Source organism: Pseudomonas sp. TH08, assembly GCF_016651275.1.
Classification (GTDB): domain Bacteria; phylum Pseudomonadota; class Gammaproteobacteria; order Pseudomonadales; family Pseudomonadaceae; genus Aquipseudomonas.
In genome coordinates, this window is sequence record NZ_JAEKEE010000004.1 from 1,369,496 (window position 1) to 1,396,046 (window position 26,551).

Consider the following 26,551-nt stretch of genomic DNA (forward strand, 5'->3'; position numbering starts at 1 on the left):
TATGACTAAGCTGCATCAGCAGAGGCTTTTATCGGCTCGGGACGGGGAAATACCGGAGCGTTTATGCGTTGGGCCGTGGGGGCACTGCTGGGAATCAGCCTGAGCGTAACGGCAGCGGAAACCCCGTTGCGCTTCGCCATGCCCGACAGCTGGGCGATGCCGATGGTGCAATTCGAACGCGGCCGACCGACGCAGGGCATTCTCTACGACATGATGCTCAGCCTGGCGACTCAGGTCGCAATGCCCGCCGAATTCCACGTCCTGCCGCGCGCCCGGGTGCAGAGCGCGATGGAACACGGCGAAATTGATATGCGCTGCTATGCCGCACAGTCGTGGCTGCCGAATCAGTCGGGGGATTACATCTGGAGTCTGCCGCTGTTTTTTCAGCGGGATTTGCTGATCAGCCGCAAGGATCAGCCAGTCAGTGCCGATCCCGCGCACCTGCCCCGCCAATCCATCGGCACTGTCCTCGGCTACACCTACCCCACGCTGCAACCACTGTTCGATGCTGATCGCCTGCAACGTGAAGATGCGCGCAATCAGGAACAAGTGCTGGAGAAGCTGCTGGCCGGGCGTTATCGCTACGCGGTGAGCAATCAGTGGACGCTGGACTGGTTCAACCAGCGCTTGATGCCCGCGCAACAACTGCAAGGGGTGGCAGTGCTGCAAGAACAGAAGGTCGGTTGCTACGTGAGGAATGACCCGAAAGTGCCAGTGCAGCGGATCTTGCGCACGTTGCTGCGGATGAAAATGTCGGGGGAAATTGATGAGATTATCCGGCTCTACACCGGCCAATCCGACAACACCCCATCACCCCTGTAGGAGCAAGGCTTGCCCGCGAAGGCGGTGTGTCAGTCAACTCATCTCTGACAGATCTGGCGCCTTCGCGAGCAGGCTCGCTCCCACAATTAACCCAGGGCGCTGGCCAAATCGCAGACACAAAAAAACCGCAGTGGGCGAAACCCATGCAGTTCTGTTTGAAGCGTTCGATTGTTCGTTAAGGTGGTAACCCCACCAGCCACACCCCGGCACACAATGTTCCCGCTGTGGCTGCTGCCTTCCGGCTCTGACCAGGTTCACGGGTAATCGTTGCGGGGGGACCGATGGGGTCACCATAACGACGCTTGCCTGTCGGCGAGCCGCGCCATTGTACCTATCTGAGACGAAGTTACAACCGTTGGTTGCAGATTAAAAATATGAATCGCTTCAAGGACATAAAGATCGCAGCCTGCGGCAGCTCCTACATGGATCCGCACTCTCCTGCAGGAGCTGCCGCAGGCTGCGATCTGTTGCCTTTACAGGGCCAATACCTCGTCCGCTTTGCCACCGGCTTGCTGGATCACCAGATGAATGAAGTGCAGCTTGGCAATCGCAGCCGCCGGTAGCACGAACGGGTAGAAATCCGGCTGGCCCATGCTGCGCGACAATTCGTTGAGCATCCCCGCGAGTTCGATCCACGCGTTGACGAACGCCAGGAACGCCTCGCCGCCGGGATGCTCCGGGTCGTACAGCGTGCTGGGCGGAAACGGCTGATAGTCGAAATCCATTTCCCGCGCGCTCATGCCGAAGCCCAGCGCCGTGTCCACCGCGTCCATCATGTGCAGGTAATGCGCCCAGGTTTCCGCCCAGTCTTCCCACGGGTGCATGGTTGCGTAGGCGCTGACGTAGTGCTGCGGCCAGTCGAGTGGTGCGCCTTGCTGGTAATGACGATCCAGCGCCTCGACGTAACTCGCGCGTTCGTCGCCAAACAGGTTGCGGAAAGCGTCGAGCCATGGACCGTTGGCAATCAGGCGATCCCAGTAATAGTGACCGACCTCATGGCGGAAATGCCCAAGCAGCGTGCGATACGGCTCGTGCATCTGCGCCCTCACCTGCTCGCGGTGGGCGTCGTCGGCTTCCTTGATATCGAGGGTGATCAGGCCGTTGGCATGGCCGGTCATCGGCGCGTTGCCTTCGAGGTCGACGCCGATGAAATCGAAGGCCAGGCCGGTGTCTTCATCCACGGTTTTCGGGATGACCTGCAAGCCGAGAGTGATCAGTTGCGCGACAAGACGCCGCTTGGCGATTTCGACTTTGCGCCAGCGCTCGGGATTGTCCGGGTCGGACAGGTCGGGGATGGTGCGGTTGAGGCTGCAGGCGACGCATAAGGCGTCGTCGACGTTGGCCGGCAACAGCCAATTGCACGCAGCGGGTGTGTCGAGGTTGGCGCAGCGGCGATAGAGACCCGCGCCAGGATCGGTATCCAGCGTCCACGTGCCGTTCTCCGCAGCGGGCGACAATGAGGTGATGCGACTTTCTTCCGGTTGGTAGCCGAGCAAGGCGTTGCAAGCGAGGCACTGGCTGTTGCGAAAGAACAGCGACTGGCCGCAACGGCACGGCCAGACTTTGCTGTTACGCGAGGATTCGCCCATGAACGGCGCGATGATGCGGGAACTGAGCTGCTCGAAAAAGCGGTGCATGGCGATCTCTCCCTGGGGCTTGCCAAGACTAGATCATTCCCATGACAACATCGTTCCCACCCATAACAGCGCAAACAGGTGATAACACCATTGTGGCGAGGGGATTTATCCCCGTTGGGTTGCGAAGCGACCCCAAATCCATACAACGCGGTAAATCAGGTGTACCGAGCCGTATGGTTTTGCGACGACTGCGTCGCCGAACGGGGATAAATCCCCTCGCCACAGGGGTTTGCGTTAAACCTGAAGTCCATGGGTTTTGAGGAAGGCGATGAAGGTTTCTTCGTCCATCACTTTCACGCCCAGCTCATTGGCCTTGGTCAGCTTGGAGCCGGCGCCGGGGCCGGCGACCACGCAGTGCGTTTTCGCCGAGACGGAACCGGCAACCTTGGCACCGAGGCTTTCCAGATGCTCCTTGGCGACGTCACGACTCATCAGCTCGACCTTGCCGGTCAACACCCAGGTCTCGCCGGACAACGGCAAGCCTTCGACGACTTTCTTCTCGCTCTGCCAATGCATACCGAAATCACGCAACTGCTTCTCGGAGGCCTCGGCCAGTTGCCGGTTCTCAGGCGAGGCAAAAAACTCGCGAACCGAATTCGCCTGCTTCTCCGGCAATGCCTGACGCATGTCCAGCCAATCGGCGTTCATCACCGCTTCCAGCGAACCGAACTTGTCGGCCAGTTTCTGCGCACCGCCCGGCCCCACCGAAGGGATGTGCAGTTTGTCGAGGAAACCACCGAGCGTGGTGCTGGCGGCGAACTCGGCGCCCAGTTCACCCTGATCCTGAATCTGCAAACCATGACCGAGCAATTCAGTAATCACCTGCTGGTTATGCGCATCTTCAAAGAAGCTGTGAATCTCGTGCGCGACTTCCAGACCGACATCCGGCAGATACGTCAGCACTTGCGGCAAGGCTTGCTGCACACGCTCCAGCGAGCCCAGCGAGCGCGCCAGCACCTTGGCCGTCTCTTCGCCGACATCGGGAATACCGAGCGCATAGATGAACCGCGCCAGACTCGGCTTTTTGCTGTCTTCAATAGCCGCTAGAAGCTTGTTGCTCGAGACCTCGGCAAAGCCTTCCAGGTCGACGATGTCGTCAAATTTCAGCGCGTACAGATCGGCTGGTGAACTGACCAGACCTTCATCGACCAACTGCTCGACACTCTTGTCGCCCAGGCCTTCGATGTCCATCGCACGACGCGAAACGAAGTGAATGATCGCCTGCTTCAGTTGCGCACCGCAGGCCAGACGCCCGACGCAGCGATACACCGCACCTTCGCTGACGGTTTCCTTGCCTTTGCTGCGCTTGATCAGTTGCGTGCGCTCGACGTGCGAGCCGCACACCGGGCAGCTTTCGGGAATCGCCACTGGCCGGGCGTTTTCCGGGCGGCGCTCCAGCACCACTTGCACCACTTGCGGGATCACATCACCGGCACGGCGAATGATTACGGTGTCACCGATCATCAGCCCCAGCCGCGCCACTTCATCCATGTTGTGCAGCGTGGCGTTGGCCACGGTGACGCCGGCAACCTTGACCGGTTTCAGTCGTGCCACCGGCGTAACAGCGCCAGTACGGCCGACCTGGAACTCGACGTCGAGCAACTCGGTGAGTTCTTCCATCGCCGGGAATTTATGCGCAATCGCCCAGCGCGGTTCGCGGGCGCGGAAGCCCAGTTCGCGCTGATCGGCAATGCTGTTGACCTTGAACACCACGCCGTCGATTTCATACGTCAGCGAGCTACGGCGCTCGCCGATGTCGCGGTAATAATCGAGGCACTCGTCAATGCCCTTGGCCAGTTTCAGCTCGTGGCTGATCGGCATGCCCCATTTCTGCAACTGCTTGAGGTTGCCGATGTGGGTGTCGGCAATATCGTGGGAAACCTGACCGATGCCGTAGCAGCAGAATTCCAGCGGACGATTGGCGGTGATCTTCGAATCCAGCTGACGCAAGCTGCCGGCAGCTGCGTTGCGCGGGTTGGCGAAGGTCTTGCCGCCGACTTCCAGCTGCGAGGCGTTGAGGCGCTCGAAACCGGCTTTGGACATGAAGACTTCGCCGCGCACTTCCAGCGTCGCGGGCCAGCCTTCGCCGTGCAGCTTCAGCGGAATGTTGCGCACGGTGCGCACGTTGACGCTGATGTCTTCACCGGTGGTGCCGTCGCCGCGTGTGGCGCCGCGTACCAGCACGCCGTCCTGATACAACAGGCTGACCGCCAGGCCATCGAGCTTCGGCTCGCAACTGTATTCCACCGCCGCGCTACCGCCGAACAGATCGCCGACCGGCAGATCCAGACCTTCCGTTACGCGGCGATCAAACTCGCGCATGTCGGTTTCTTCGAAGGCATTACCGAGGCTGAGCATCGGCACTTCGTGACGTACCTGTGTGAACGCGGTGAGCGCCACGCTGCCGACACGCTGGGTCGGCGAGTCGCTGGTGACCAGTTCCGGGTTGGCCGCCTCCAGCGCCTTGAGCTCATGGAACAACCGGTCGTACTCGGCGTCCGGAATACTCGGCTCGTCGAGGACGTGGTAGCGGTAGTTGTGCTGATCGAGTTCAGCGCGCAGCTCGAGAATGCGGTTTTTGGCGGCGGTCATGGATGGTCTCTCATAAAGCAAAAGAGCAGCCGAGGCTGCTCTAATTCATATATCACTGGCAGCAGAATCAAAAGATCGCAGCCTTCGGCAGCTCCTACAGAAAATCGCAATCCCTGTAGGAGTTGTCGAGTGAAACGAGGCTGCGATCTTTTGATCTTGGCCTTAACGCTTCTGGGTCAGGGCGCGACGTTCGAACTCGACGATGCGCTGACGGTAGTGTTCGATGGTCTGCGCGGTCAGAACACTGCGCTGGTCATCTTTCAGCTCACCGTTCAGTTCCTGCGACAGCTTGCGGGCTGCAGCCACCATCACGTCGAAGGCTTGCTTCGGATGACGCGGGCCTGGCAGGCCGAGGAAGAAGCTCACCGCTGGCGTGCTGAAATGGTCGATGTCGTCCAGATCAAAGATGCCCGGCTTGACCGCATTGGCCATGGAGAACAGCACTTCACCGTTGCCGGCCATGCTTTCGTGACGGTGGAAAATATCCATCTCGCCAAAACGCAGACCGCTTTCGAGAATGTTCTGCAACAGTGCCGGGCCTTTGAAGCCGGCAGCGTCGCGGCAGATCACGCTGATCACCAAAACTTCTTCAGCTTGCGGCTGATCCTTGTCGACAACCGCCGGCGAAGGCTTGCTGTCTTCAACGAAATCGTCATCGCGGCTGCTGAAGCTCGGGCCGTCATCCAGATCGAGGTTAAGGTTCAGGTCACCCTGAGCCGGACCATTGCTGCCACGTTTGCCACGTTTCGAACCGGATTCGCGAGGCTCGCGTGCTTCGCGGGCCGGCATGCTCACCGACGGCAGATCGTGTTCGTCCAGCTGCGGTTCTTTATGGTTGTCCAGGACGCGGGCCGGGCCCAACAGCTCGGCGCTGGTGTCCTCGTCCGGCAGGTTGGACAGACTTCGGTCAAGACGGAATTTCAGTTTTCCCTTGCCGCCGCGCATACGGCGCCAGCCATCGAAAAGAATACCGGCTATCACAATGATGCCGATGACGATCAGCCACTCGCGCAGACCGATTTCCATGTAATCCCGTGCCTCTATAAAAAATGCTGAAAAATAAGGGGTTTACACTGTGCAAACCGCTTTAAAACGTGGCGCCAACTCTATGTTCTGACAGGCGTTTTGCCCACGTATACGAAAAATTGACATTAAACTAGCACGACCAAAGACAACTTTACACCGTCTGTCGAAATCGCTGCGCAAATTGTGTCGATTTGCCACTTTCATTCAAATAGTCAGCCTGTTGTCATCTTTGCGCAGCTCAGCTGCAAGTCTCGAGCTATAAGCCACAAGCTCTTCTCTTGCAGCTCGCAGCTTATCGCTCGAAGCTGCGCCGCTAGGCGTCCACCATCGCCATCGCCTCCTCGACATCCACGGCTACCAGTCGCGAACAACCCGGCTCATGCATCGTTACGCCCATCAACTGCTCGGCCATTTCCATGGCGATCTTGTTGTGGGTGATATAGATGAACTGCACGGTCTGCGACATCTCTTTGACCAATCGTGCGTAGCGTCCAACGTTAGCGTCATCCAGCGGTGCGTCAACTTCATCAAGCATGCAGAACGGCGCCGGGTTCAACTTGAAGATCGCAAAAACCAGTGCCAGCGCCGTCAGGGCTTTTTCCCCGCCGGAGAGCAAATGGATGGTGCTGTTCTTCTTCCCTGGCGGCTGCGCCATGATCGTTACCCCTGTATCGAGTAGATCTTCGCCCGTCAGTTCCAAATACGCCCGCCCACCACCGAAAACTTTTGGGAAAAGTGCCTGTAAACCGCCATTGATCTGATCAAAGGTATCTTTAAAGCGGTTTCGGGTTTCCTTGTCGATCTTGCGGATAACGTTTTCCAGGGTGTCCAGTGCTTCGACAAGATCGGCGTCTTGGGCATCCAGATAACGTTTACGCTCGGACTGTTGCGTGTATTCGTCGATGGCCGCGAGGTTGATCGCGCCCAAGCGTTGAATCCGTGCACTGATGCGTTCGAGTTCTTCTTCGGCTTCACGTTCACTGGCTTGCGCAGTTAATGTCGCGAGCACGCCGTTTAGATCGTAGCCGTCTTCGAGCAATTGATCCTGCAACGCCTTGCGGCGCACGGTCAGGGCTTGCCATTCCATGCGCTGTTGTTCGAGTTGGCCGCGAATCAACTGTGATTGCTGTTCGGCCTGGGTCCGGCGTTTTTCCGCGTCGCGCAGTTCGCGGTCGGCGTCTTCCAGAGCGATCTGCGCGGTCTTGAGTTCTTCGTCGACAGTCATGCGCTTGTCGAGCAGCTCTTCGAGTTTCAGGCGCAGTTCTTCCAGTGGCGCCTCGCCCTCCTCCAGGTTCAGACTCAACTGCTCGCGTTTTTCGGTGAGGCGCTCGGCCTGCATTTCCAGACGCTCCAGCGCCTGACGCGTGGAGTCGTGCTGGGCGCGCAACGAGCCGAGGCGCACGGCCAATTGGTGCGCGTGATCCTTGTGCTGACGCGCTTCCTGACGCACGCGATCGAGGCGTTCACGCAGGCTGTCGCGCTGAGCCAGCAGCAATTCGCGCTGCTCGGTGTCCAGTGCCATGGCATCCAGCGCGTCCTGCAACTGCATGCGCGCTTCGCCAACCTGTTCGTGCTCAAGCTCACGTTGCTCGCCGAGCTCGACGAGTTCCTCATCGAGGCGCGTGCGGCGCAAGGTCAACTGTTCGGCCTTGGCTTTACCCGCGGACAGTTGGGCTTTGAGTTCACCTTGCTGACGCGCTTCGTCTTGCAGCAAACGACGCAAATGTTCGCGGCCGTTTTCCTGCTGACGCTGTTGCGCACGCAGGGTTTGCAGACGGGTTTCCATGGCCTCGACCGTGGCTTCTTTCTCTTCGCGCTCAAGGTGCAACGCTTCGATTTCCTGGCCACGGGCGAGCATGCCGCTTTCCGCTTCGCTGGCCCTGCGCACACGCAGGAAGTGCCGACCGACCCAGTAACCATCACGACTGATCAGGCTCTCGCCAGCGCTCAACTGCCCGCGCAGCGCCAGCGCTTGCTCGAGGCTGTCGACCGGTTTGACCTGACCAAGCCACGGCGACAGATCGATCTGTGCATCGACTTTATCCAGCAAGCTGCCCGCCACCCGCACGCCATCGCTGGCCGGGCTGAGCAGGCGCAGATCACCTTGGGTGAAGCCGGACAAATCGAAGCCGCTGAAATCGTCGACCAGCACCGCTTGCAGATCAGCGCCGAGCACGGTTTCCACCGCCAGCTCCCAACCCGCCTCGACCTTCAGGCCTTCGGCCAGGCGCGGACGCTCGGCGAGATTGTGCTCCTTTAGCCATTCGGCGGTGCCAGTGCCCGGATCGAGCGCGGCTTGCTGCAGAGCTTCAAGGGACGCCAGGCGACCATTGAGGCGCTGCAAATCACCCTGCGCCTGTTGCTGCGCGGTCAGTGCCTGCTGCAATTCCTGACGCAATTGCTCAAGCTTTTCGACCTGCGCTTCTTCGCTGGTCTGCAAATCTTCAAGGGTCGCTTCGGACTCGGCGAGCTGCTCGTTGAGCTCCATGATCGCCGCGTCTTCCGGATCCGCCGAGAGCAGCGCGCGCTCTTCGCCGAGACGTTTCTGCCGATCGGCGAGGCGCTCCATGCTGGTTTCCAGCTGCTGGATGCGCGACTGCTGCACTTCGGCCTGACGGCGCGGTTCGGCGGCGGTCAGGTTGAACGTATCCCACTGCTCCTGCCAGCCGTGCATGACGCTTTCGGAATCTTCCAGCGCAGCGGCGGCTTCTTCGGCGGCAGCGCTGGTGACTTCCTGCTCGGGGGTGAGCATGTCCAGCTCTTCGCCGAGGGTCAGCAGCAACGTGCGGTCGTGACCGAGGTGCGACTCGGTTTCCAGTCGGGCGCGCTCGGCTTCTTTCAGATCGTCCTGCAACTGACGCAGACGTTGCTGGCCGTGCTGGATGCTCTGCTCAACCCGGGCGATGTCGCCGCCGACCGAATAGAAGCGCCCTTGCACCAGATTGAAGCGTTCTGACAGATCATGGTGCCCGTCGCGCAGCCGCTCGATGGCCGCGTCGGCATTGCGTTGCTCGGCGACTAGCGCTTCGAAGCTGACTTCCTGAGTACCGATGATCGACTCACGCTGGCCGACCTGATCGTTCAGATCCTGCCAGCGCAGGGCCGACAGTTGCGCCTTGAGCTGACGCTCTTCGGCTTTGAATTCCTGATACTTCTTCGCCGCCTCGGCCTGACGGTGCAAGCGCTCAAGTTGACGCTCAAGCTCTTCACGCAGGTCGGTCAGGCGAGCGAGGTTTTCGTGGGTGCGGCGGATCCGGTTTTCGGTCTCGCGCCGGCGCTCCTTGTACTTGGAGATGCCGGCGGCTTCTTCGATGAAGTTACGCAGGTCTTCGGGCTTGGACTCGATCAGCTTGGAGATCATCCCCTGCTCAATGATCGAGTAGCTGCGCGGGCCGAGGCCGGTGCCGAGGAAGATATCGGTGATGTCGCGACGACGGCATTTGGTGCCGTTGAGGTAATAAGTAGTCTGGCTGTCGCGGGTCACTTTGCGGCGAATGGAAATCTCCGCGTAGGCCGCGTATTCGCCCAGCAGCGTGCCATCGGAGTTATCGAAAACCAGCTCGATACTCGCCTGACTCACCGGTTTACGGCTGGTCGAGCCATTGAAGATGACGTCGGTCATCGACTCGCCACGGAGGTTCTTCGCCGAACTTTCGCCCATCACCCAGCGCACGGCGTCGATGATGTTCGACTTGCCGCAACCGTTCGGCCCGACGACTGCCGCCATGTTACTGGGGAAGTTCACCGTGGTCGGGTCGACGAAGGATTTGAATCCCGCCAGCTTGATGCACTTGAGCCGCACGCTTAGGCGACCGTCAGGGCAGACACCACCAGATCGCAGCTGCGCTGGGCGTACGCCGTCAGCACGATGCGGATCTGCGGCAAATCACGGGCAAGCACGGCGGCCAGCAAGCGTTCGAACAGTTCGAGGAACTCGCTCATGGAGGCCTTGCGCTGTTCGAGGGCGAGGAAGTAGGCGCGGCTCATCGCCGGTTGCAGGTTCTCGACCGTTTCCTGCAGGTACGGGTTGTTGGCGAACGGATAGGCGGCGCGCATCACGCTGAAGCTGTCGTCGACAAACGCACGGATGTCCTGGCGCTCGAAGCTGGCGGTCAGGCGCTGCTGGATTTGCACGAACGGCGCCATGTCGGCCTGCACTTGCCAGCCGTTGGCCACCGAGTTGCCAAGCAGGATGTACAGCTCGCTCATCAGCGTGCACAGGCTCTGCACCTTGTGCGGCGTCAGCTCGGTGACGTGCGCACCACGGCGCGGCAGGATCGCGATCAGGTGGCGGCGTTCGAGGATCAGCAGGGCTTCGCGGACCGATCCGCGACTGACATTGAGTGCCAGCGTGACCTTCTGTTCCTGGATGCGCTCTCCTGGCTTCATTTCGCCACGAATGATGCGTTCGGCGAGGTGGTGAGCAATTTGCTCGGCGAGGCTGTCCGGCGCCTTGAACGTCATGGTTGTCCTTCAAACTCTATCGATCTGCACAAGCGGCGCAGTGTAGCGCAAATGCAGGCTCATGGCGGAGTGCCCACTCAGCGGTTTTTGGCACGAATCCCGCAAAAAAGCAGGGGATCCATTGAGGGTCAATACTGAATAGACACGTTGTTGATCGACGAAACGCATTTTCTTGACCTTTAAGTCAGAAAACCATTGACCGAAAAGTCAGAGCTGCTAAATTCGGCTCAAGTCGGTTAACAACAATAATGAGTCTGCGAGGCCTTCCGTGATCCAGTTTTTACTTAACCAGGAACTCCGTAGCGAGCACGCCCTGGACCCGAATCTGACTGTGCTCAATTACTTGCGCGAACACGTAGGCAAATCGGGCACCAAAGAAGGTTGCGCCAGCGGTGACTGCGGCGCCTGCACCGTGGTGGTCGGCGAGTTGCAAACGGATGACGCTGGCCGCGAACACATTCGTTATCGCAGCCTCAACTCATGCCTGACCTTTGTTTCGTCGCTGCACGGCAAACAACTGATCAGCGTCGAAGACCTCAAGCACAAGGGCGAACTGCACAGCGTGCAGAAAGCCATGGTCGAGTGCCACGGCTCGCAGTGCGGTTTCTGCACCCCAGGCTTCGTCATGTCGCTGTTCGCCCTGCAAAAGAACAGCGATGCGCCCGATCACGCCAAGGCCCACGAAGCGCTGGCCGGCAACCTCTGTCGCTGCACCGGCTACCGTCCGATTCTGGCGGCAGCCGAGCAATCGTGCTGCGGCAAACAACCGGATCAGTTCGATGCCCGCGAAGCCGACACCATCGCCCGCCTCAGAGCCATTGCCCCGACCGATATCGGCGAACTGAACAGTGGCGACAAACGCTGCCTGGTGCCGCTGACCGTCGCTGATCTGGCCGACCTCTACGACGCTTACCCACAAGCGCGCCTGCTCGCTGGCGGCACCGATCTGGCACTGGAAGTTACCCAATTTCACCGCACCTTGCCGGTGATGATCTACGTTGGCAACGTCGCTGAAATGAAGCGCATCGAAACCTTCGATGACCGCATCGAAATCGGCGCCGCCACTGCCCTCTCCGACTGCTACGAAGCGCTGAACGCCGAGTACCCGGACTTCGGCGAATTGCTGCATCGCTTCGCCTCCCTGCAGATCCGCAATCAGGGCACGCTCGGCGGCAACATAGGCAACGCCTCGCCAATCGGTGACTCGCCACCGCTGCTGATTGCCCTCGGCGCGCAGGTCGTGCTGTGCAAAGGCGAAACCCGCCGCACGCTGAACCTCGATGATTACTTCATCGACTACAAAGTCACTGCGCGTCAGGAAAGTGAGTTCATCGAGAAAATCATCGTCCCGCGCGCCAGCGCCGAGCAGCATTTCCGCGCTTACAAAGTTTCCAAGCGTCTGGACGACGACATCTCCGCCGTCTGCGCCGCATTCAACCTGCGCGTCGAAAACGGCGTGATCACTGATGCGCGCATGGCCTTCGGCGGCATGGCCGCAATCCCCAAACGCGCAGCTCACTGCGAAGCCGTGTTGGTCGGTCAGCCGTTCAACAACGCCGTGGTCGAACGCGCCTGCGCCGCCCTGGCCGAAGATTTCACCCCGCTCTCGGACTTCCGCGCCAGCAAGGAATATCGCCTGCTCAGCGCGCAGAACCTGCTGCGCAAATACTTCATCGAACTGCAAACACCGCACATCGAGACTCGGGTGACCGCTTATGTCTAACCATCACGGCGTAGAAAAAACCCAGGCTGAACTGGCTGAATTGTTCGCCAAGGATCTGACTTCTGGCGTCGGCCGCAGCGTCAAGCACGACAGCGCCGCCAAGCATGTGTCCGGTGAAGCGCAGTACATCGATGATCGCCTGGAATTTCCGAACCAGTTGCACCTGTACGCACGCATGTCGGACCGCGCCCACGCGAAAATCATCAGCATCGACACCAAGCCCTGCTACGCCTTCGAAGGTGTGCGCATCGCCATTACCCACGAAGACGTCCCGGGCCTGAAAGACATCGGCCCGCTGATGCCGGGCGACCCGCTACTGGCCATCGATGACGTGCAATTCGTTGGTCAACCGGTGCTCGCCGTTGCCGCGAAAGATCTGGAAACCGCGCGTAAAGCGGCGATGGCCGCGATCATCGAATATGAAGATCTCGAGCCGGTGCTCGACGTGGTCGAAGCGCTGCGCAAACGCCACTTCGTGCTCGACAGCCACACTCACCAACGCGGCGATTCGGTTTCCGCTTTGGCGACCGCTGAACACCGCATTCAGGGCACGCTGCACATTGGCGGTCAGGAGCACTTTTACTTGGAGACGCAGATCTCCTCGGTGATGCCGACTGAAGACGGCGGCATGATCGTCTACTGCTCCACGCAGAACCCGACCGAAGTGCAGAAACTGGTCGCTGAAGTGCTCGACGTATCAATGAACAAAATCGTCGTCGACATGCGTCGCATGGGCGGTGGTTTCGGTGGCAAGGAAACTCAGGCCGCCAGCCCGGCGTGCCTGTGTGCGGTGGTTGCGCACCTCACCGGCCAGCCGACCAAGATGCGCCTGCCACGTGTCGAAGACATGCTGATGACCGGCAAGCGTCACCCGTTCTACGTCGAGTACGACGTCGGCTTCGACAGCACCGGGCGCCTGCACGGGATCAACATGGACCTGGCCGGCAACTGCGGCTGCTCGCCGGATTTGTCTGCTTCGATTGTTGACCGGGCGATGTTCCACTCGGACAACTCGTACTACCTGGGCGACGCGACCATCCACGGTCACCGCTGCAAGACCAACACCGCCTCGAACACCGCTTACCGTGGTTTCGGTGGCCCGCAAGGCATGGTCGCAATCGAAGAAGTGATGGACGCGATTGCACGTCACCTGCACCTCGATCCGCTCGCCGTGCGCAAGGCTAACTACTACGGCAAGACCGAGCGCAACGTCACCCATTACTACCAGACCGTCGAGCACAACATGCTCGAAGAAATGACTGCCGAACTGGAAGAAAGCAGCCAGTATCACGAACGCCGCGAAGCGATCCGTCGCTACAACGCCAACAGCCCGATCCTGAAAAAAGGCCTGGCGCTGACGCCGGTAAAATTCGGCATTTCCTTCACCGCGAGTTTCTTGAACCAGGCCGGTGCGCTGATCCACATCTACACCGACGGCAGCATCCACTTGAACCATGGCGGCACGGAAATGGGTCAGGGCCTCAACACCAAAGTTGCGCAGGTCGTGGCCGAAGTGTTCCAGGTGGAAATCGATCGCGTGCAGATCACCGCGACCAACACCGACAAGGTGCCGAACACCTCGCCAACCGCGGCGTCGAGCGGCGCCGACCTCAACGGTAAAGCCGCGCAGAATGCCGCCGAGATCATCAAAAAACGCTTGGTCGAATTCGCCGCACGTCACTACAAAGTCAGTGAAGAAGATGTCGAATTCCACAACGGCCATGTGCGTGTTCGCGACCACATCCTGACCTTTGAAGCGCTGATCCAGCAGGCGTATTTCAATCAGGTGTCGCTGTCGAGTACCGGGTTCTACAAGACCCCGAAAATCTTCTACGACCGCAGCCAGGCGCGCGGTCGTCCGTTCTACTACTTCGCCTTCGGCGCGGCGTGCTGCGAAGTGATCGTCGACACCCTCACCGGCGAGTACAAGATGCTGCGTACCGACATTCTTCATGACGTCGGCGCCTCGCTGAACCCGTCCATCGACATCGGTCAGGTCGAAGGTGGCTTCATCCAGGGCATGGGCTGGCTGACCATGGAAGAGCTGGTCTGGAACAACAAAGGCAAGCTGATGACCAATGGCCCGGCCAGCTACAAGATCCCGGCCGTGGCGGACATGCCGCTCGACCTGCGGGTGAAGCTGGTGGAAAACCGCAAGAACCCGGAAGACACGGTGTTCCATTCCAAGGCTGTCGGTGAACCGCCGTTCATGCTCGGGATTGCGTCGTGGTGCGCGATCAAGGATGCGGTGGCGAGCCTGGGTGATTACAAGCATCAGCCGCAGATTGATGCGCCGGCGACGCCGGAGCGAGTGTTGTGGGGTTGCGAGCAGATGCGTCAGCTCAAGACCGTGAAAGCGGTCGAGGCTGAAACAGAGCTGGCTCCGCTCTAAAGACCGAGGTGCGGCCATTCGCGAGCAGGCTCGCTCCCACAGGGATTTGTGCTAACTGTTGGACTTGTACAAATCCAAATGTGGGAGCGAGCCTGCTCGCGATGAGGCCCGAACAGACAACGATGTTGTAGGGGTGAACTATGTACAACTGGATCGACGCCCTCGCCGACCTGCAGAACCAGGGCGAGCCCTGCGTTCTGGTGACGATCATCGAAGAACTCGGCTCGACGCCACGCAACGCCGGCTCGAAAATGGTCGTCAGCGCCCGCCAGACGTTCGACACCATCGGTGGCGGGCATCTGGAATACAAAGCCATGCAGATCGCTCGCGAGATGCTCGCCAGCGGTAAGCAGGACACGCATCTGGAGCGCTTCAGCCTCGGCGCCAGCCTCGGCCAGTGCTGCGGCGGCGCCACCGTGTTGCTGTTCGAACCGATGGGCCAGGTACAGGCGCAGATTGCCGTATTCGGTGCCGGCCACGTTGGCCGCGCATTGGTGCCGTTGCTCGCCAGCCTGCCCTGCCGCGTGCGCTGGATCGATTCGCGGAAAGAGGAATTCCCCGAACAGATTCCTCACGGCGTGCGTAAAATCGTCGCCGAAGAGCCTGTCGATGAAATCGATGACCTGCCCGCCGGCAGTTACTGCATCGTCATGACCCACAACCATCAGCTTGATCTGGAGCTGACCGCCGCGATTCTCAAGCGCAACGATTTCACCTGGTTCGGCCTGATCGGCTCGAAGACCAAACGCGCCAAATTCGAACACCGTTTGCGTGATCGCGGTTTCGACGCCAGCGTCGTGCAACGCATGCGCTGCCCGATGGGCATCAGCGAAGTCAAAGGCAAATTGCCTGTGGAAATCGCCATCTCCATCGCCGGCGAAATCATCGCCACCTATAACGCCAATTTCGGCCAGCACACCGCCAGCGCCGAACCGATTGCCAAACTGTTGCCGCTTTCCCGGCGCAGTCAGGCCGCCAAACTCAAAGCCTCAAACTGATTAGAGAACCCTCATGCCTCTGACTCGCAAAGCCTACCGCGCCGCCATCCTGCACAGCATCGCCGACCCCGCCGAGGTCGGGATCGAAGCCTCCTACGAATATTTCGAGGATGGCCTGCTGGTGGTCGATGGCGGCAAGATCAGCGCCCTCGGCCACGCCAGCGATCTGCTGCCAACCCTGCCGGCGGACATTGAAATCGAGCACTACAAAGACGCCCTGATCACCCCAGGCTTCATCGACACGCACATCCACCTGCCGCAAACCGGCATGGTCGGTGCCTACGGCGAGCAACTGCTCGACTGGCTGAACACCTACACCTTCCCTTGCGAAAGCCAGTTCGGCGACAAGGCTCACGCCGATGAAGTGGCGGACATTTTCATCAAGGAACTGCTGCGTAACGGCACCACCACGGCGCTGGTATTCGGCAGCGTGCACCCGCAATCGGTAAACTCGTTCTTCGAAGCGGCCGAGAAGCTCGACCTGCGGATGATCGCCGGCAAGGTGATGATGGATCGCAACGCGCCGGACTATCTGACCGACACCGCCGAATCCAGCTACGTCGAGAGCAAAGTGCTGATCGAACGCTGGCACGGCAAGGGCCGCTTGCACTATGCGGTCACGCCACGTTTCGCACCGACCAGCACCCCGGAACAGCTGACCCTCGCCGGCCAATTGCTGACTGAATACCCGGATCTGTACATGCAGACCCACATCAGCGAGAACCTCAAGGAAATCGAGTGGGTCAAGGAACTGTTCCCGGAGCGCAAAGGCTATCTGGACGTTTACGATCACTACCAACTGCTCGGCGAGCGCTCCGTATTCGCCCACGGCGTTCACCTGTGCGACGACGAGTGCGCGCGCCTGGCGCAAACCGGCTCGGCCGTTTCGTTCTGCCCGACGTCGAACCTGTTCCTGGGCAGCGGCTTGTTCAACTTGCCGATGGCCGAGAAGCACAAGCTCAATGTAGGCCTGGGCACTGATGTGGGCGGCGGCACCAGTTTCTCGTTGCTGCAAACGCTGAACGAAGCCTACAAGGTGATGCAACTGCAAGGTGCGCGGTTGAGTCCGTTCAAGTCGCTGTATCTGGCGACTTTGGGCGGTGCGCGGGCGCTGCGTCTGGAAGACCGGATCGGCAACCTGCAACCGGGTTCCGACGCCGACTTCCTGGTGCTGGACTACAACGCCACGCCACTGTTGAGCTATCGCTTGAAGCAGGCCAACAACATTGCCGAGACGCTGTTTGTGTTGATGACGCTGGGGGATGACCGCACGGTGCAGCAGACGTACGCGGCGGGTGCGTTGGTGCATCAGCGCTAAGTTTTCACAGGCACAAAAAAATCCCCCGGTGGTGTTCACCCCGGGGGATTTTTTGTTGCCCGTCAGATCGCCTTCGCGAGCAGGCTCGCCCCCACAGTTAACCTCATTTCCTCTGACAGAATGCGGTTGAATGTGGGAGCGAGCCTGCTCGCGAAGGGGTCGACTCGGTATCAGCTTAGAGCTTGGCCGCAGGGCGACCCGGCTTCTTGGTCTGCAACAAATGCGAGAACACCGCATGCAGATCGTCCGAAGCGCCTTCTTCATCGAGGTTGAGCTTGCTGTCGATGTGATCCATGTGATGCATCATCAGGTTCACTGCCAGCTCGCCGTCGCGCTTTTCGATGGCGTCGATCAACTGGGTGTGTTCGTCATAGGAACAGTGCGAACGGTTGCCGCTTTCATATTGGGCAATGATCAGCGAGGTTTGCGACACCAGGCTGCGCTGGAAGCTGATCAACGGTGCATTCATCGCCGCTTCGGCCAGTTTCAGGTGAAACTCGCCCGACAGACGAATACCGGCGCCGCGATCACCGCGCGAGAAGCTGTCGCGCTCGTCGTTGACCATCTGGCGCAACTCGGCGATTTGCTCGGCGGTAGCGTGCTGCACAGCCAGTTCGGTAATCGCACGCTCGACCAGACGGCGGGCGAGGAACACCTGACGCGCTTCTTCGACGCTCGGGCTGGCGACTACGGCGCCACGGTTCGGCCGCAACAGCACGACGCCTTCATGGGCCAGACGCGACAACGCGCGGCGAATGATGGTGCGGCTGACCCCAAAAATCTCCCCCAGCGCTTCTTCGCTCAACTTGGTGCCTGGCGCCAGACGCTGTTCGAGGATGGCCTCGAAGATATGCGCGTAGACAATATCGTCCTGGGTTCCGCTGCGGCCGGCTTTGCCTGCTCGCGGTTGTTTCTTGAGGGGTTGCAACTGTTCGTTCATGGGCACTCGAGTCGGGAGAACTGCGGCGAATAGACCGTGACTGTAATACGGCACAGTAGGTCGCTGGCAAGTATCGCGTAAAAAACACCGCGATTGTACACAATGGATGGTGGCAACACGACTGTATGGCTGTTTGTGACCGCGGCTGTATTGCAACGATCCGTTACGATTGAGTTTAGGCTTGATCGCAGAATCCGCCTTCAGCGCACAACCCCTGTAGGAGTGAGCCTGCTCGCGATGGCGGTGTGTCATTCGAATTATTGTTGAATGACACACCGCCATCGCGAGCAGGCTCACTCCTACAAGGGTTTGCGTCAAAGGGGACATCTTCATTGGTATAAGGAACACCGCCGTCATGAATGACGCTACGCACACTCAACTGCGTCCCTTTTCCGACACATCGCCTTCGGCCATCGTCGCCGGGTTCATTGCGATGATGACCGGCTATACCAGTTCGCTGGTGCTGATGTTCCAGGCCGGGCAAGCGGCGGGCCTGAGCAGTGGGCAGATTTCTTCGTGGATCTGGGCGATTTCGATTGGTATGGCAGTGTGTTCGATTGGCCTGTCGCTGCGCTATCGCACGCCGATCACCATCGCCTGGTCGACACCCGGCGCGGCGTTGCTGATCACCAGCCTGGGCGGTGTCAGCTACGGTGAGGCCATCGGCGCCTACGTCACTTGCGCGGTACTGGTGACCATTTGCGGCCTGACCGGCAGCTTCGAACGGCTGGTGAAAAAGATTCCGGCGTCGCTGGCGGCAGCATTGCTGGCGGGCATTCTGTTCAAGATCGGCAGCGAGATTTTCGTCGCCGCGCAACACCGTACCGGTCTGGTGCTGGGCATGTTCTTCACTTATCTGGTGGTCAAGCGCCTGTCGCCACGCTATGCGGTGCTCGCGGCCCTGCTGATCGGCACTGCGCTGTCGGGCTTCATGGGACTGTTGGACTTCAGCGGCTTTCATCTGGAAGTGGCGACACCCGTGTGGACCACTCCGCACTTCTCGCTCGCCGCGACCATCAGCATCGGCATTCCGTTGTTCGTGGTGGCGATGACTTCGCAGAACATGCCTGGCATCGCCGTATTACGCGCTGACGGCTACAACGTCCCGGCCTCGCCGCTGATTACCACCACCGGTATCGCCTCGCTGCTGCTGGCGCCATTTGGCTCGCACGGGATCAACCTCGCGGCGATCAGCGCGGCGATCTGCACCGGGCCGCACGCCCATGAAGATCGCAACAAGCGCTATACGGCAGCCGTGTGGTGCGGGATTTTTTACGGGATTGCCGGAGTGTTCGGCGCCACGCTGGCCGCATTGTTCGCAGCGCTGCCGAAGGAACTGGTGCTGTCGATTGCGGCATTGGCGTTGTTTGGCTCGATCATCAATGGCTTGAGCATTGCCATGACGGAAGTGAAGGAGCGTGAGGCGGCGTTGATAACCTTTATGGTGACGGCGTCGGGGCTGACGCTGTTTTCCATTGGTTCGGCGTTTTGGGGGATTGTTGCGGGGGTGTTGACGTTGGTGATTTTGAATTGGCGCAAAGCGCAGGCATAAAAAAACGGCGACCCGAAGGTCGCCGTTTTTTCAGTATCACTTAGCCGCGTTGATCGGCTTTTCCGGATACCAAACGTCCAGCAGCGGGCTGACTTCATACTTGGTCAGCTCGGAGCGGGTTTTCAGCCAGGCTTCAACGGCAGCACGCTGCTCTTCGTTGACCGAGCCACGCTTCTGCAGGCAAACCAGACCGAAGTCATCGCCGCCAACATAACCCAGACCATTGGCTTCCATGGCTTCTTTGATGAAGGCTTCGAGGAAAGCGTCAATGGCTTCTTCGGACAAGTCTTCTTTGAAGTCCAGGTTCAGCTCGAAACCCAGCTCTTGAAATTCATCAACGCACAGTTTTTTGCGCAGACGCTGGGAACGGTTAGTCGCCATTGGAACAATCCTCTTAAGTAAATACGGCCGGCACTTTACCAGTTTAAGCAATCGATTGCCCGACTCTCTGGACATACAGCCCGACCGCCTGTAAAAAATCAGCGAATCGCCACCCCGGGGAAGGCACAATCGGTTACACCTTGGGGCATAATGCCGACACTTTCGTGACCACTGAGGGCTTTTTCATCCATGTCCTCGTCTTTTTCCCCCTCGGCTGTAGGGTTTTATTTCATATGATCAAATCGTTGCGTCCACTGTTTCTCGCCGGCCTTCTTCTGCCTCTGGCGCTGCCTGTTTCTGCTGCCACCATCAATACTTCCCTGACCCCCAACGTCGAAAAGGCCCTCAAGGCGAGCAAATTGCAGCCTAATGCCCTGTCGCTGGTGATGATCCCGCTGGACGGCCCGGGCACGCCAACCGTGTTCAACGCCGACGTCTCGGTCAACCCGGCCTCGACCATGAAGCTGGTCACCACTTACGCGGCGCTGGAAATGCTCGGCCCCAATCACCAGTGGAAAACCGAGTTCTACACCGACGGCGACCTGAATGGCGGCATCCTCAACGGCAACCTCTACCTCAAGGGTGGTGGCGATCCGAAACTGAACATGGAAAAACTCTGGCTGCTGATGCGCGACCTGCGCGCCAACGGCGTCACCCAGATCACTGGCGACCTGATCCTCGACCGCAACTTCTTCGTGCAGCCGCAGTTGCCGGAGTTCAACGATGACGGCAACGACGAGAACAAGCCGTTTCTGGTCAAACCCGACTCGTTGCTGGTCAACCTCAAGGCCCTGCGCTTTGTCGCCCGCAACGATAATGGCCGGGTGCTGATTTCGGTGGAGCCACCGATTGCCAGCGTGCGCATTGAAAACACCGTTAAAGCCCTGCCCTCCAAACAATGCACCGGCGGCGTGCGCTACAACCCGGTGCCAGAGGCTGATGGCAGCGTGACCGTGACCGTGGCCGGCCAGTTGGGCGAAGGTTGCAGCTCGCAGACTTATCTCTCGCTGCTCGACCACGCCACCTACACCGCCGGCGCCGTGCGGGCGATCTGGAAAGAACTCGGCGGCAGCATCCAGGGCAAGGATCGTCTGGCCGCAACCCCAAGCAACGCCAAACTGCTGGCGCGTGCTTATTCGCCGGATCTGGCGGAAATCATCCGCGACATCAACAAATACAGTAACAACACCATGGCTCAGCAACTGTTCCTGAGCCTCGGACAAAAATTTCGCAACGACGCCGATGGTGACGACGCCAAGGCAGCGCAGCGCGTGGTGCGTCAGTGGCTGGCGAAGAAAGGCATCACCGCGCCGCACCTGGTGATGGAGAACGGTTCCGGCCTGTCCCGTGCCGAACGCGTCAGCGCGCGTGAAATGGCCGGCATGCTGCAGGCCGCCTGGCACAGCCCGTACGCCGCCGAATACATCAGCTCGCTGCCGATTGCCGGCACCGACGGCACCATGCGTAAACGCCTGAAGACCACCGCGATGCGCGGCGAAGCCCACGTCAAGACCGGCACTTTGAATACCGTACGCGCGATTGCCGGCTTCAGCCGCGATGTGAATGGCAATACCTGGGCGGTGGTGGCGATCCTCAACGACAAGGCGCCGTTTGGTGCATCGTCGGTGCTGGATCAAGTACTGCTGGATCTCTACAAACAGCCGAAGACAGCACAAACCGCTTCGGTCCTCTGATCACCGCTACCCTGTAGGAGTGAGCCTGCTCGCGATTGCGTCAGTTCAGATGAATCAATTTGACTGACACACCGCAATCGCGAGCAGGCTCACTCCTACAGGGGGAATAGCGTCGCGGTTTAGCTCATCTGCTCGACGCGATCACGACCGTGCTGCTTCGCTGCGTAGACGCCTGAGTCCGCGCGCAACAGCAACGCATCTGCGCCCTCCCCCGGCCGCCAACTGGCGATGCCAAAACTTGCCGTGACCACGCCCACCACATCCACCGGTGAACTGCGCAAACCCTGCCAGAGTTCGACCGCCAGCATGTATGCGTGCTCGCCATCGATGTCCGGGCACAGCACCATGAATTCCTCACCGCCCAAGCGGCAGAACACATCAGTGCGCCGCAGACGATGGCCAATGCGCTCGCACACCGCTTGCAGCACCCGGTCGCCCACTGCATGGCCGTGCTGATCGTTGATCCGTTTGAAATGGTCGATGTCGAGCATGATCACCGACAACTCGCCACCGCCGCGCTCGACCCGGGCCATTTCGGTGGTCAGACGCTCCTGAAAATAGCGTCGGTTGTGAATTCCCGTCAGTGAGTCGGTCACCGACAGGGCCCGCAATTCTTCCTCCACACGCTTCAGATCGGAAATATCCGAGATATAGCCGTGCCACAGCACGCCGCCGCCCGGCAACTCTTCCGGCGACGCTGCGCCACGCACCCAGCGCAAACCGCGCTGGGGCAGTAGCACCCGGTATTCTTCGCGCCATGCGCTGAGATTGTCCGCCGAGGCACGAATCGAGGTGCGCACGCGCGTGATGTCTTGCGGATGGATGCGGGTGAAAATGGCTTCGGCGTCGAGCAGCAGTACATCGGGCTCCAGCTCGTAGATCTCGCGAATGCCATCGCTGGCGTAGATCACGCTGAAGCGACCGTTGAATTCCATCTTGAATTGATAGATGCCGCCCGGCACGTGCGCGCTGAGTTTCTTCAGCAGCACATCGCGCGCGGCCAGCACTTCGTGCACGCGCTTGCGTTCAGTGATGTCGATACAGATCGCCAGATGCCCGACCCACAAACCCTGTTCGTCGAGCACCGGGGTGGCGAGCATGTTCACCGGAATATGGCTGCCATCGCTGCGCACCAGCGTCCATTCGCGCGCTTCGTGACCGCCGACTTCGCCGCCCTCGACCAACATCGCATGGCACGTCGGGATACTTTTGCCGTAACGCGCGCTCAGTTCTGCCGAACGCGCGGTCAACTCACGGGGCAGGTGCAGGTTTTCCAGGGTCATGCGGCCGACCACGTCGGCGCTGCTGTAGCCGAGCATCTGCTCGGCGCCGGGGTTGAAGGTGTTGATCACGCCACGCAAGTCCGTGGCAATGATCGCGACTTGGGTCGCAGCGTTCAGCACCCCGCGCAATTGGCCGTGGGTGCCGCGCAACTCCTTTTCACGCTCGTGCAACTCCTGAGTACGCAACTCGACCAGACGCAAGGCGCGCTGGCGTTGACTCACCAACACATAGAGCAACGCACTGAGCAGCAGGCTGAGCAACCCACCGAGGATGACCACGCTGCCGACCGACGAATGATTGGCCTGCATAAAGGCCTCGCTGGGCAGAATATCGACCTGATAATCGTGATCGGCCATGCGCAGCAAACGCGTGGCTGACAGATCACTCGGCACCGGCTCGTTGGCCGATTCGAACAACACCTCGTGCTGATCATTGGTCGACAGATCGAGAATGCTCACCGATAGATAGTCGTGAAACGCATCCGGCAAGCCGTCCGCCAGCAACTGACGCATGCTGATTACCGCCATCACGTAACCGAACGGACGCGACTGGGCATCGCGGCTCACCGGCGCCACCAAGAGCACGCCACGCGCATAGGATGGCTCGATGCTGACCAGATGCATCGGTTGCGACACGGCCAGCCCGCGTAGTTTATCGGCGCGCTGCAGGGTGTCGCGACGCAACGGTTGCGCCAGCAGGTCATAGCCCAGTGGCGAGCCGAGACGACTTTGGGTCTGGCTGTACAGCACCGGTACGTACTCATCGCGAGGCGCAGCCAGTTGCAGTTCGCCTTGCGCATTCAGTTCACGGATGGTGAAGGTGCTCAATCCCTCGTCACGCACGCGTTGCTCGAATGCGGCGCGCTCGGCACCACTGACTCGTACGGCATAGGAATAGGCTTGGGTACGCAGTAATAAAGGTTGGGTGTAACCGTCGAATTCGGCGCGGGACACCGATTCTGAGTTGGCGAAGAAGCGGCGCAGACCGTCGAGGCGTTGCTCCTGATCCTGAAAGCGCTCTTCGATGCGACTGTAGCGTTCGTTGGCCAGCAGTTGAAAGCGCTGACGCAACTGTTGCTGAAACTGATTGAGGGTAGCCCAGGCGAGCAGCCCCGTGAGAATCCCGCCGGCGAGCAATACCAGCAGCGCGACCAGCCAGGCCGAGACTTCTTCGCTGATAAAACCCAGGATCTTTGGGCGCACGGGGTGCAACGACATAAAGGCAACTCACTACGCCAGTGTTCCGGGGAAGCCCCATTGGCCATGAGTGAGTTATAGCTATTAGCCATTAATTTGGCTAGCACTGAACGGATCCAAGAGCCGTTAAAAATCAAGGCTCTGTGGATCCAGTGCTGTGCAGTGTCAACGAGCCGTGATTTTCCAGGCGCGGTGGATCTTGGTATTGCGGGCAAAATCCGGATCAATGGTCTGCGCGCTGATTTCCTCGACCGCGTACCGCTCGGCCAAGTTTTCTTCCAACTGGAACTTGCGGAAGTTGTTGGAGAAGTACAACACGCCCCCCGGTGCCAGGCGGGCCATGGCCAGGTCGATCAACTGCACCTGATCACGCTGCACGTCGAAGATGCCTTCCATGCGCTTGGAGTTGGAGAAGGTTGGCGGATCGATGAAGATCAGGTCGTACTCTTCACGGCAGCTTTCCAGCCACACCATCACATCGCCCTGCTCCAGACGGTTCTTGTCCGAAAAACCGTTCAGCGACAGGTTGCGACGCGCCCAGTCGAGGTAGGTTTTCGACAGGTCGACGCTGGTGGTGCTGCGCGCGCCACCCTTGGCCGCGTGCACGCTGGCGGTCGCGGTGTAGCAATACAGATTGAGGAAACGCTTGCCCTCGGCCTCTTTCTGAATGCGCATGCGCATCGGACGGTGATCGAGGAACAGGCCGGTGTCGAGGTAGTCGGTGAGGTTGACCAGCAACTTCACGCCGCCCTCGCTGACTTCGTTGAACTTGCCCTGCGCGGCCTGACGCTCGTACTGCTTGGTGCCGCTCTGACGCTCGCGGCGCTTGACCACCACGCGGCTCTTGTCGACGTTCAGCGCCTGCGGAATGGCTGCCAGCGCATCGAACATGCGCGCCGAGGCCTTTTCCGGGTCGATGGACTTCGGCGCGGCGTATTCCTGAACGTGCACCCAGTCGTGGTACAGATCGATAGCCATCGCGTATTCAGGCATGTCGGCATCGTAGACGCGGTAGCAATCAATGCCTTCGCGCTTGACCCACTTGCCCATGGCCTTGAGGTTCTTTTGCAGACGGTTGGCAAACATCTGCCCGCCTTCGCTCAAGCGTGGCTGCTCGATCACCGGTGCCGGGGCTGGCGTCGGTTTGATCGGGTTGCCGTTCTTGTTGAACTTGCGCTCTTGCGGCTCGTCCGGGGTCTGATCGTAAGCCGCTTGCTCGCGCTCGGCCTGACGCTGCTCAGGTGTGCGACGTTCGCCGGTGACGAACTGATCCGGCAGCACTTTGATCAACAGCAGCTTGCACGGCAACGCGCCGTTCCAGAACGAATACTGTTTGTGGCTGCGAATGCCCATGCGCTTGCCCAGATCCGGCGCGCCAGTGAATACCGCCGCTTCCCAGTTCAGACAGGCCTGACGCAGACGCTCGCCAAGGTTCTGATAGAGGTACAGCAAGCTGGCTTCATCGCCGAGACGCTCGCCGTACGGCGGGTTGCAGATGACCAAGCCTTTCTGGTTCTGATCCGGGCGCGGCTCGAAGGTCGCGACTTCGCCCTGATAGATCTTGATCCACTCGCTCAGGCCCGCACGCTCAACGTTGTTGCGGCCCGGCTGAATCAGGCGTGGATCGGCTTCGTAACCGCGAATCCACAGCGGCGGCTTGGCCAGACCGGCAGCGGCACGTTCAACGGCTTCTTCGTGAAGTTTTTTCCACAGCGCCGGCACGTGACCGAGCCACGCGGTAAAACCCCACTGCTCACGACGCAGGTTCGGCGCCATGTCGGCGGCGATCATCGCAGCTTCGACGAGGAACGTACCGACACCGCACATCGGGTCAGCCAGCGCGCCGCCTTCAGCGGCAATACGTGGCCAGCCGGAACGGATCAGGATGGCGGCTGCGAGGTTTTCCTTCAGCGGCGCTGCGCCCTGCTGCAAGCGATAGCCGCGCTGGTGCAGGCTGTGGCCAGAGAGATCGAGGGAGAGAATCGCTTCGCCGCGATCCAGGCGCAGGTGAATGCGCAGGTCCGGATTGAGTTTGTCGATCGACGGACGGTCGCCTTGCGGGGTACGCAGTTTGTCGACGATGGCATCTTTGACTTTCAGGGCGCCAAAGTGCGTGTTGTCGATGCCCGAGCCATGGCCGCTGAATTCAACGGCAAGGGTGCCGTCGTTGAGCATGTGATCTTGCCATTCGATGTCGAGCACGCCGTGGTACAGGTCTTCGGCGTCTTTCATCGGGAAACGCTTGAGCACCAGCAGCACTCGGTTGGCCAGACGCGACCAGAGGCATAGGCGATAAGCAGTTTCCATGGTCGCCATGCCACGCACAGCGGAAGTGTGCTCGCGCGCTTCTTCAAGGCCAAGCCCGACGGCTTCCTCGATGAGCAGGCCTTCAAGGCCTTTAGGGCAAGTGAGGAAGAGTTCAAAACGGTCGGACATGGTATTTCCAGAGCCTTTGGCTAGTGAATCGGCAACGCATTGCCGATCCGGTTTTCAATCAGGCGCTTTTCTTAAAGAGCGCCCGCGTGGCACGAA

At 59.9% G+C, this 26,551-nt stretch carries 16 protein-coding genes and 1 other RNA gene; 7 read left to right on the forward strand and 10 right to left on the reverse strand.

Annotation, left to right across the window (positions count from 1 at the left end; translation table 11 throughout):
- The first annotated feature begins 63 nt into the window (after positions 1 to 63).
- Positions 64 to 822, forward strand: a complete 759-nt coding sequence (locus JFT91_RS23125) for a substrate-binding periplasmic protein (RefSeq protein ID WP_201233954.1) — start codon at positions 64 to 66, stop codon at positions 820 to 822.
- Between the two features lie 187 nt (positions 823 to 1,009).
- Here the strand turns inward: JFT91_RS23125 and ffs are convergent.
- From ffs to JFT91_RS23155, 6 genes are all read right to left on the reverse strand, one after another.
- Positions 1,010 to 1,106: signal recognition particle sRNA small type (gene ffs / locus JFT91_RS23130), an RNA gene on the reverse strand.
- Between the two features lie 189 nt (positions 1,107 to 1,295).
- Positions 1,296 to 2,459, reverse strand: a complete 1,164-nt coding sequence (locus JFT91_RS23135) for a zinc-binding metallopeptidase family protein (RefSeq protein WP_201233955.1) — start codon at positions 2,457 to 2,459, stop codon at positions 1,296 to 1,298.
- A gap of 234 nt (positions 2,460 to 2,693) precedes the next feature.
- Positions 2,694 to 5,051, reverse strand: coding sequence for an NAD-dependent DNA ligase LigA (gene ligA / locus JFT91_RS23140; protein WP_201233956.1), 2,358 nt, complete (start codon positions 5,049 to 5,051; stop codon positions 2,694 to 2,696).
- A 162-nt stretch (positions 5,052 to 5,213) separates the two neighbouring features.
- Complete coding sequence (gene zipA / locus JFT91_RS23145) at positions 5,214 to 6,077, reverse strand: cell division protein ZipA (protein ID WP_201227245.1); 864 nt, start codon at positions 6,075 to 6,077, stop codon at positions 5,214 to 5,216.
- 313 nt (positions 6,078 to 6,390) lie between these two features.
- A complete protein-coding gene (smc, locus tag JFT91_RS23150) occupies positions 6,391 to 9,879 on the reverse strand; it encodes a chromosome segregation protein SMC (protein ID WP_201233957.1) in 3,489 nt (1,162 codons plus the stop codon).
- A 2-nt stretch (positions 9,880 to 9,881) separates the two neighbouring features.
- Entirely contained in the window at positions 9,882 to 10,541 is a 660-nt protein-coding gene (locus tag JFT91_RS23155) for a GntR family transcriptional regulator (protein ID WP_201227247.1), read from the reverse strand.
- A 268-nt stretch (positions 10,542 to 10,809) separates the two neighbouring features.
- On the opposite strand from JFT91_RS23155, the gene xdhA reads away from it, so the two are divergent.
- The 4 genes from xdhA (at position 10,810) to guaD (ending at position 16,972) form a co-directional block, all read left to right on the forward strand.
- Complete coding sequence (gene xdhA / locus JFT91_RS23160) at positions 10,810 to 12,264, forward strand: xanthine dehydrogenase small subunit (RefSeq protein ID WP_201233958.1); 1,455 nt, start codon at positions 10,810 to 10,812, stop codon at positions 12,262 to 12,264.
- Positions 12,257 to 14,656 carry a xanthine dehydrogenase molybdopterin binding subunit gene (gene xdhB, locus JFT91_RS23165; RefSeq protein ID WP_201233959.1) on the forward strand — a complete coding sequence of 800 codons (2,400 nt, stop codon included), beginning with the start codon at positions 12,257 to 12,259 and terminating at the stop codon, positions 14,654 to 14,656. The genes xdhA and xdhB overlap by 8 nt, the downstream gene beginning before the upstream one ends.
- Before the next feature lie 140 nt (positions 14,657 to 14,796).
- Entirely contained in the window at positions 14,797 to 15,654 is an 858-nt protein-coding gene (gene xdhC, locus JFT91_RS23170; RefSeq protein WP_201233960.1) for a xanthine dehydrogenase accessory protein XdhC, read from the forward strand.
- Between the two features lie 13 nt (positions 15,655 to 15,667).
- Positions 15,668 to 16,972, forward strand: a complete 1,305-nt coding sequence (gene guaD / locus JFT91_RS23175) for a guanine deaminase (protein ID WP_201233961.1) — start codon at positions 15,668 to 15,670, stop codon at positions 16,970 to 16,972.
- Between the two features lie 175 nt (positions 16,973 to 17,147).
- Here guaD and JFT91_RS23180 read toward each other — a convergent pair whose 3' ends face one another.
- Positions 17,148 to 17,912 carry a GntR family transcriptional regulator gene (locus JFT91_RS23180; protein ID WP_007918375.1) on the reverse strand — a complete coding sequence of 255 codons (765 nt, stop codon included), beginning with the start codon at positions 17,910 to 17,912 and terminating at the stop codon, positions 17,148 to 17,150.
- A gap of 355 nt (positions 17,913 to 18,267) precedes the next feature.
- On the opposite strand from JFT91_RS23180, the gene JFT91_RS23185 reads away from it, so the two are divergent.
- On the forward strand, positions 18,268 to 19,464 hold the full coding sequence (locus tag JFT91_RS23185) for a benzoate/H(+) symporter BenE family transporter (protein ID WP_201233962.1): 1,197 nt from the start codon (positions 18,268 to 18,270) through the stop codon (positions 19,462 to 19,464).
- 36 nt (positions 19,465 to 19,500) lie between these two features.
- Here the strand turns inward: JFT91_RS23185 and JFT91_RS23190 are convergent, their stop codons facing one another.
- The gene (locus JFT91_RS23190) at positions 19,501 to 19,845 is read right to left on the reverse strand and encodes a YggL family protein (protein WP_007916365.1); all 345 of its coding nucleotides are present in this window, start codon (positions 19,843 to 19,845) and stop codon (positions 19,501 to 19,503) included.
- A gap of 233 nt (positions 19,846 to 20,078) precedes the next feature.
- Between JFT91_RS23190 and dacB the strand changes: the two genes are divergently transcribed.
- Positions 20,079 to 21,539: a D-alanyl-D-alanine carboxypeptidase/D-alanyl-D-alanine endopeptidase gene (dacB, locus tag JFT91_RS23195; RefSeq protein WP_201233963.1), complete on the forward strand. Its 1,461-nt coding sequence runs from the start codon at positions 20,079 to 20,081 to the stop codon at positions 21,537 to 21,539.
- Positions 21,540 to 21,658: 119 nt separating this feature from the next.
- Here the strand turns inward: dacB and JFT91_RS23200 are convergent, their stop codons facing one another.
- Both JFT91_RS23200 and rlmKL read right to left on the reverse strand, forming a co-directional pair.
- Complete coding sequence (locus JFT91_RS23200; protein WP_201233964.1) at positions 21,659 to 24,040, reverse strand: sensor domain-containing diguanylate cyclase; 2,382 nt, start codon at positions 24,038 to 24,040, stop codon at positions 21,659 to 21,661.
- A 144-nt stretch (positions 24,041 to 24,184) separates the two neighbouring features.
- Positions 24,185 to 26,455 (reverse strand): bifunctional 23S rRNA (guanine(2069)-N(7))-methyltransferase RlmK/23S rRNA (guanine(2445)-N(2))-methyltransferase RlmL, encoded by a 2,271-nt coding sequence (gene rlmKL, locus JFT91_RS23205; protein WP_201227255.1) that lies wholly within the window; start codon positions 26,453 to 26,455, stop codon positions 24,185 to 24,187.
- Positions 26,456 to 26,551: the final 96 nt, after the last annotated feature.

Bases quoted from the DNA above. Each gene is read 5' to 3' on its own strand.
- JFT91_RS23125 (WP_201233954.1), top strand. From the start codon at position 64: ATGCGTTGGGCCGTGGGGGCACTGCTGGGAATCAGCCTGAGCGTAACG.
- JFT91_RS23135 (WP_201233955.1), bottom strand. From the start codon at position 2,459: ATGCACCGCTTTTTCGAGCAGCTCAGTTCCCGCATCATCGCGCCGTTC.
- ligA (WP_201233956.1), bottom strand. From the start codon at position 5,051: ATGACCGCCGCCAAAAACCGCATTCTCGAGCTGCGCGCTGAACTCGAT.
- zipA (WP_201227245.1), bottom strand. From the start codon at position 6,077: ATGGAAATCGGTCTGCGCGAGTGGCTGATCGTCATCGGCATCATTGTG.
- JFT91_RS23155 (WP_201227247.1), bottom strand. From the start codon at position 10,541: ATGACGTTCAAGGCGCCGGACAGCCTCGCCGAGCAAATTGCTCACCAC.
- xdhB (WP_201233959.1), top strand. From the start codon at position 12,257: ATGTCTAACCATCACGGCGTAGAAAAAACCCAGGCTGAACTGGCTGAA.
- xdhC (WP_201233960.1), top strand. From the start codon at position 14,797: ATGTACAACTGGATCGACGCCCTCGCCGACCTGCAGAACCAGGGCGAG.
- guaD (WP_201233961.1), top strand. From the start codon at position 15,668: ATGCCTCTGACTCGCAAAGCCTACCGCGCCGCCATCCTGCACAGCATC.
- JFT91_RS23180 (WP_007918375.1), bottom strand. From the start codon at position 17,912: ATGAACGAACAGTTGCAACCCCTCAAGAAACAACCGCGAGCAGGCAAA.
- JFT91_RS23185 (WP_201233962.1), top strand. From the start codon at position 18,268: ATGAATGACGCTACGCACACTCAACTGCGTCCCTTTTCCGACACATCG.
- JFT91_RS23190 (WP_007916365.1), bottom strand. From the start codon at position 19,845: ATGGCGACTAACCGTTCCCAGCGTCTGCGCAAAAAACTGTGCGTTGAT.
- dacB (WP_201233963.1), top strand. From the start codon at position 20,079: ATGATCAAATCGTTGCGTCCACTGTTTCTCGCCGGCCTTCTTCTGCCT.
- JFT91_RS23200 (WP_201233964.1), bottom strand. From the start codon at position 24,040: ATGTCGTTGCACCCCGTGCGCCCAAAGATCCTGGGTTTTATCAGCGAA.
- rlmKL (WP_201227255.1), bottom strand. From the start codon at position 26,455: ATGTCCGACCGTTTTGAACTCTTCCTCACTTGCCCTAAAGGCCTTGAA.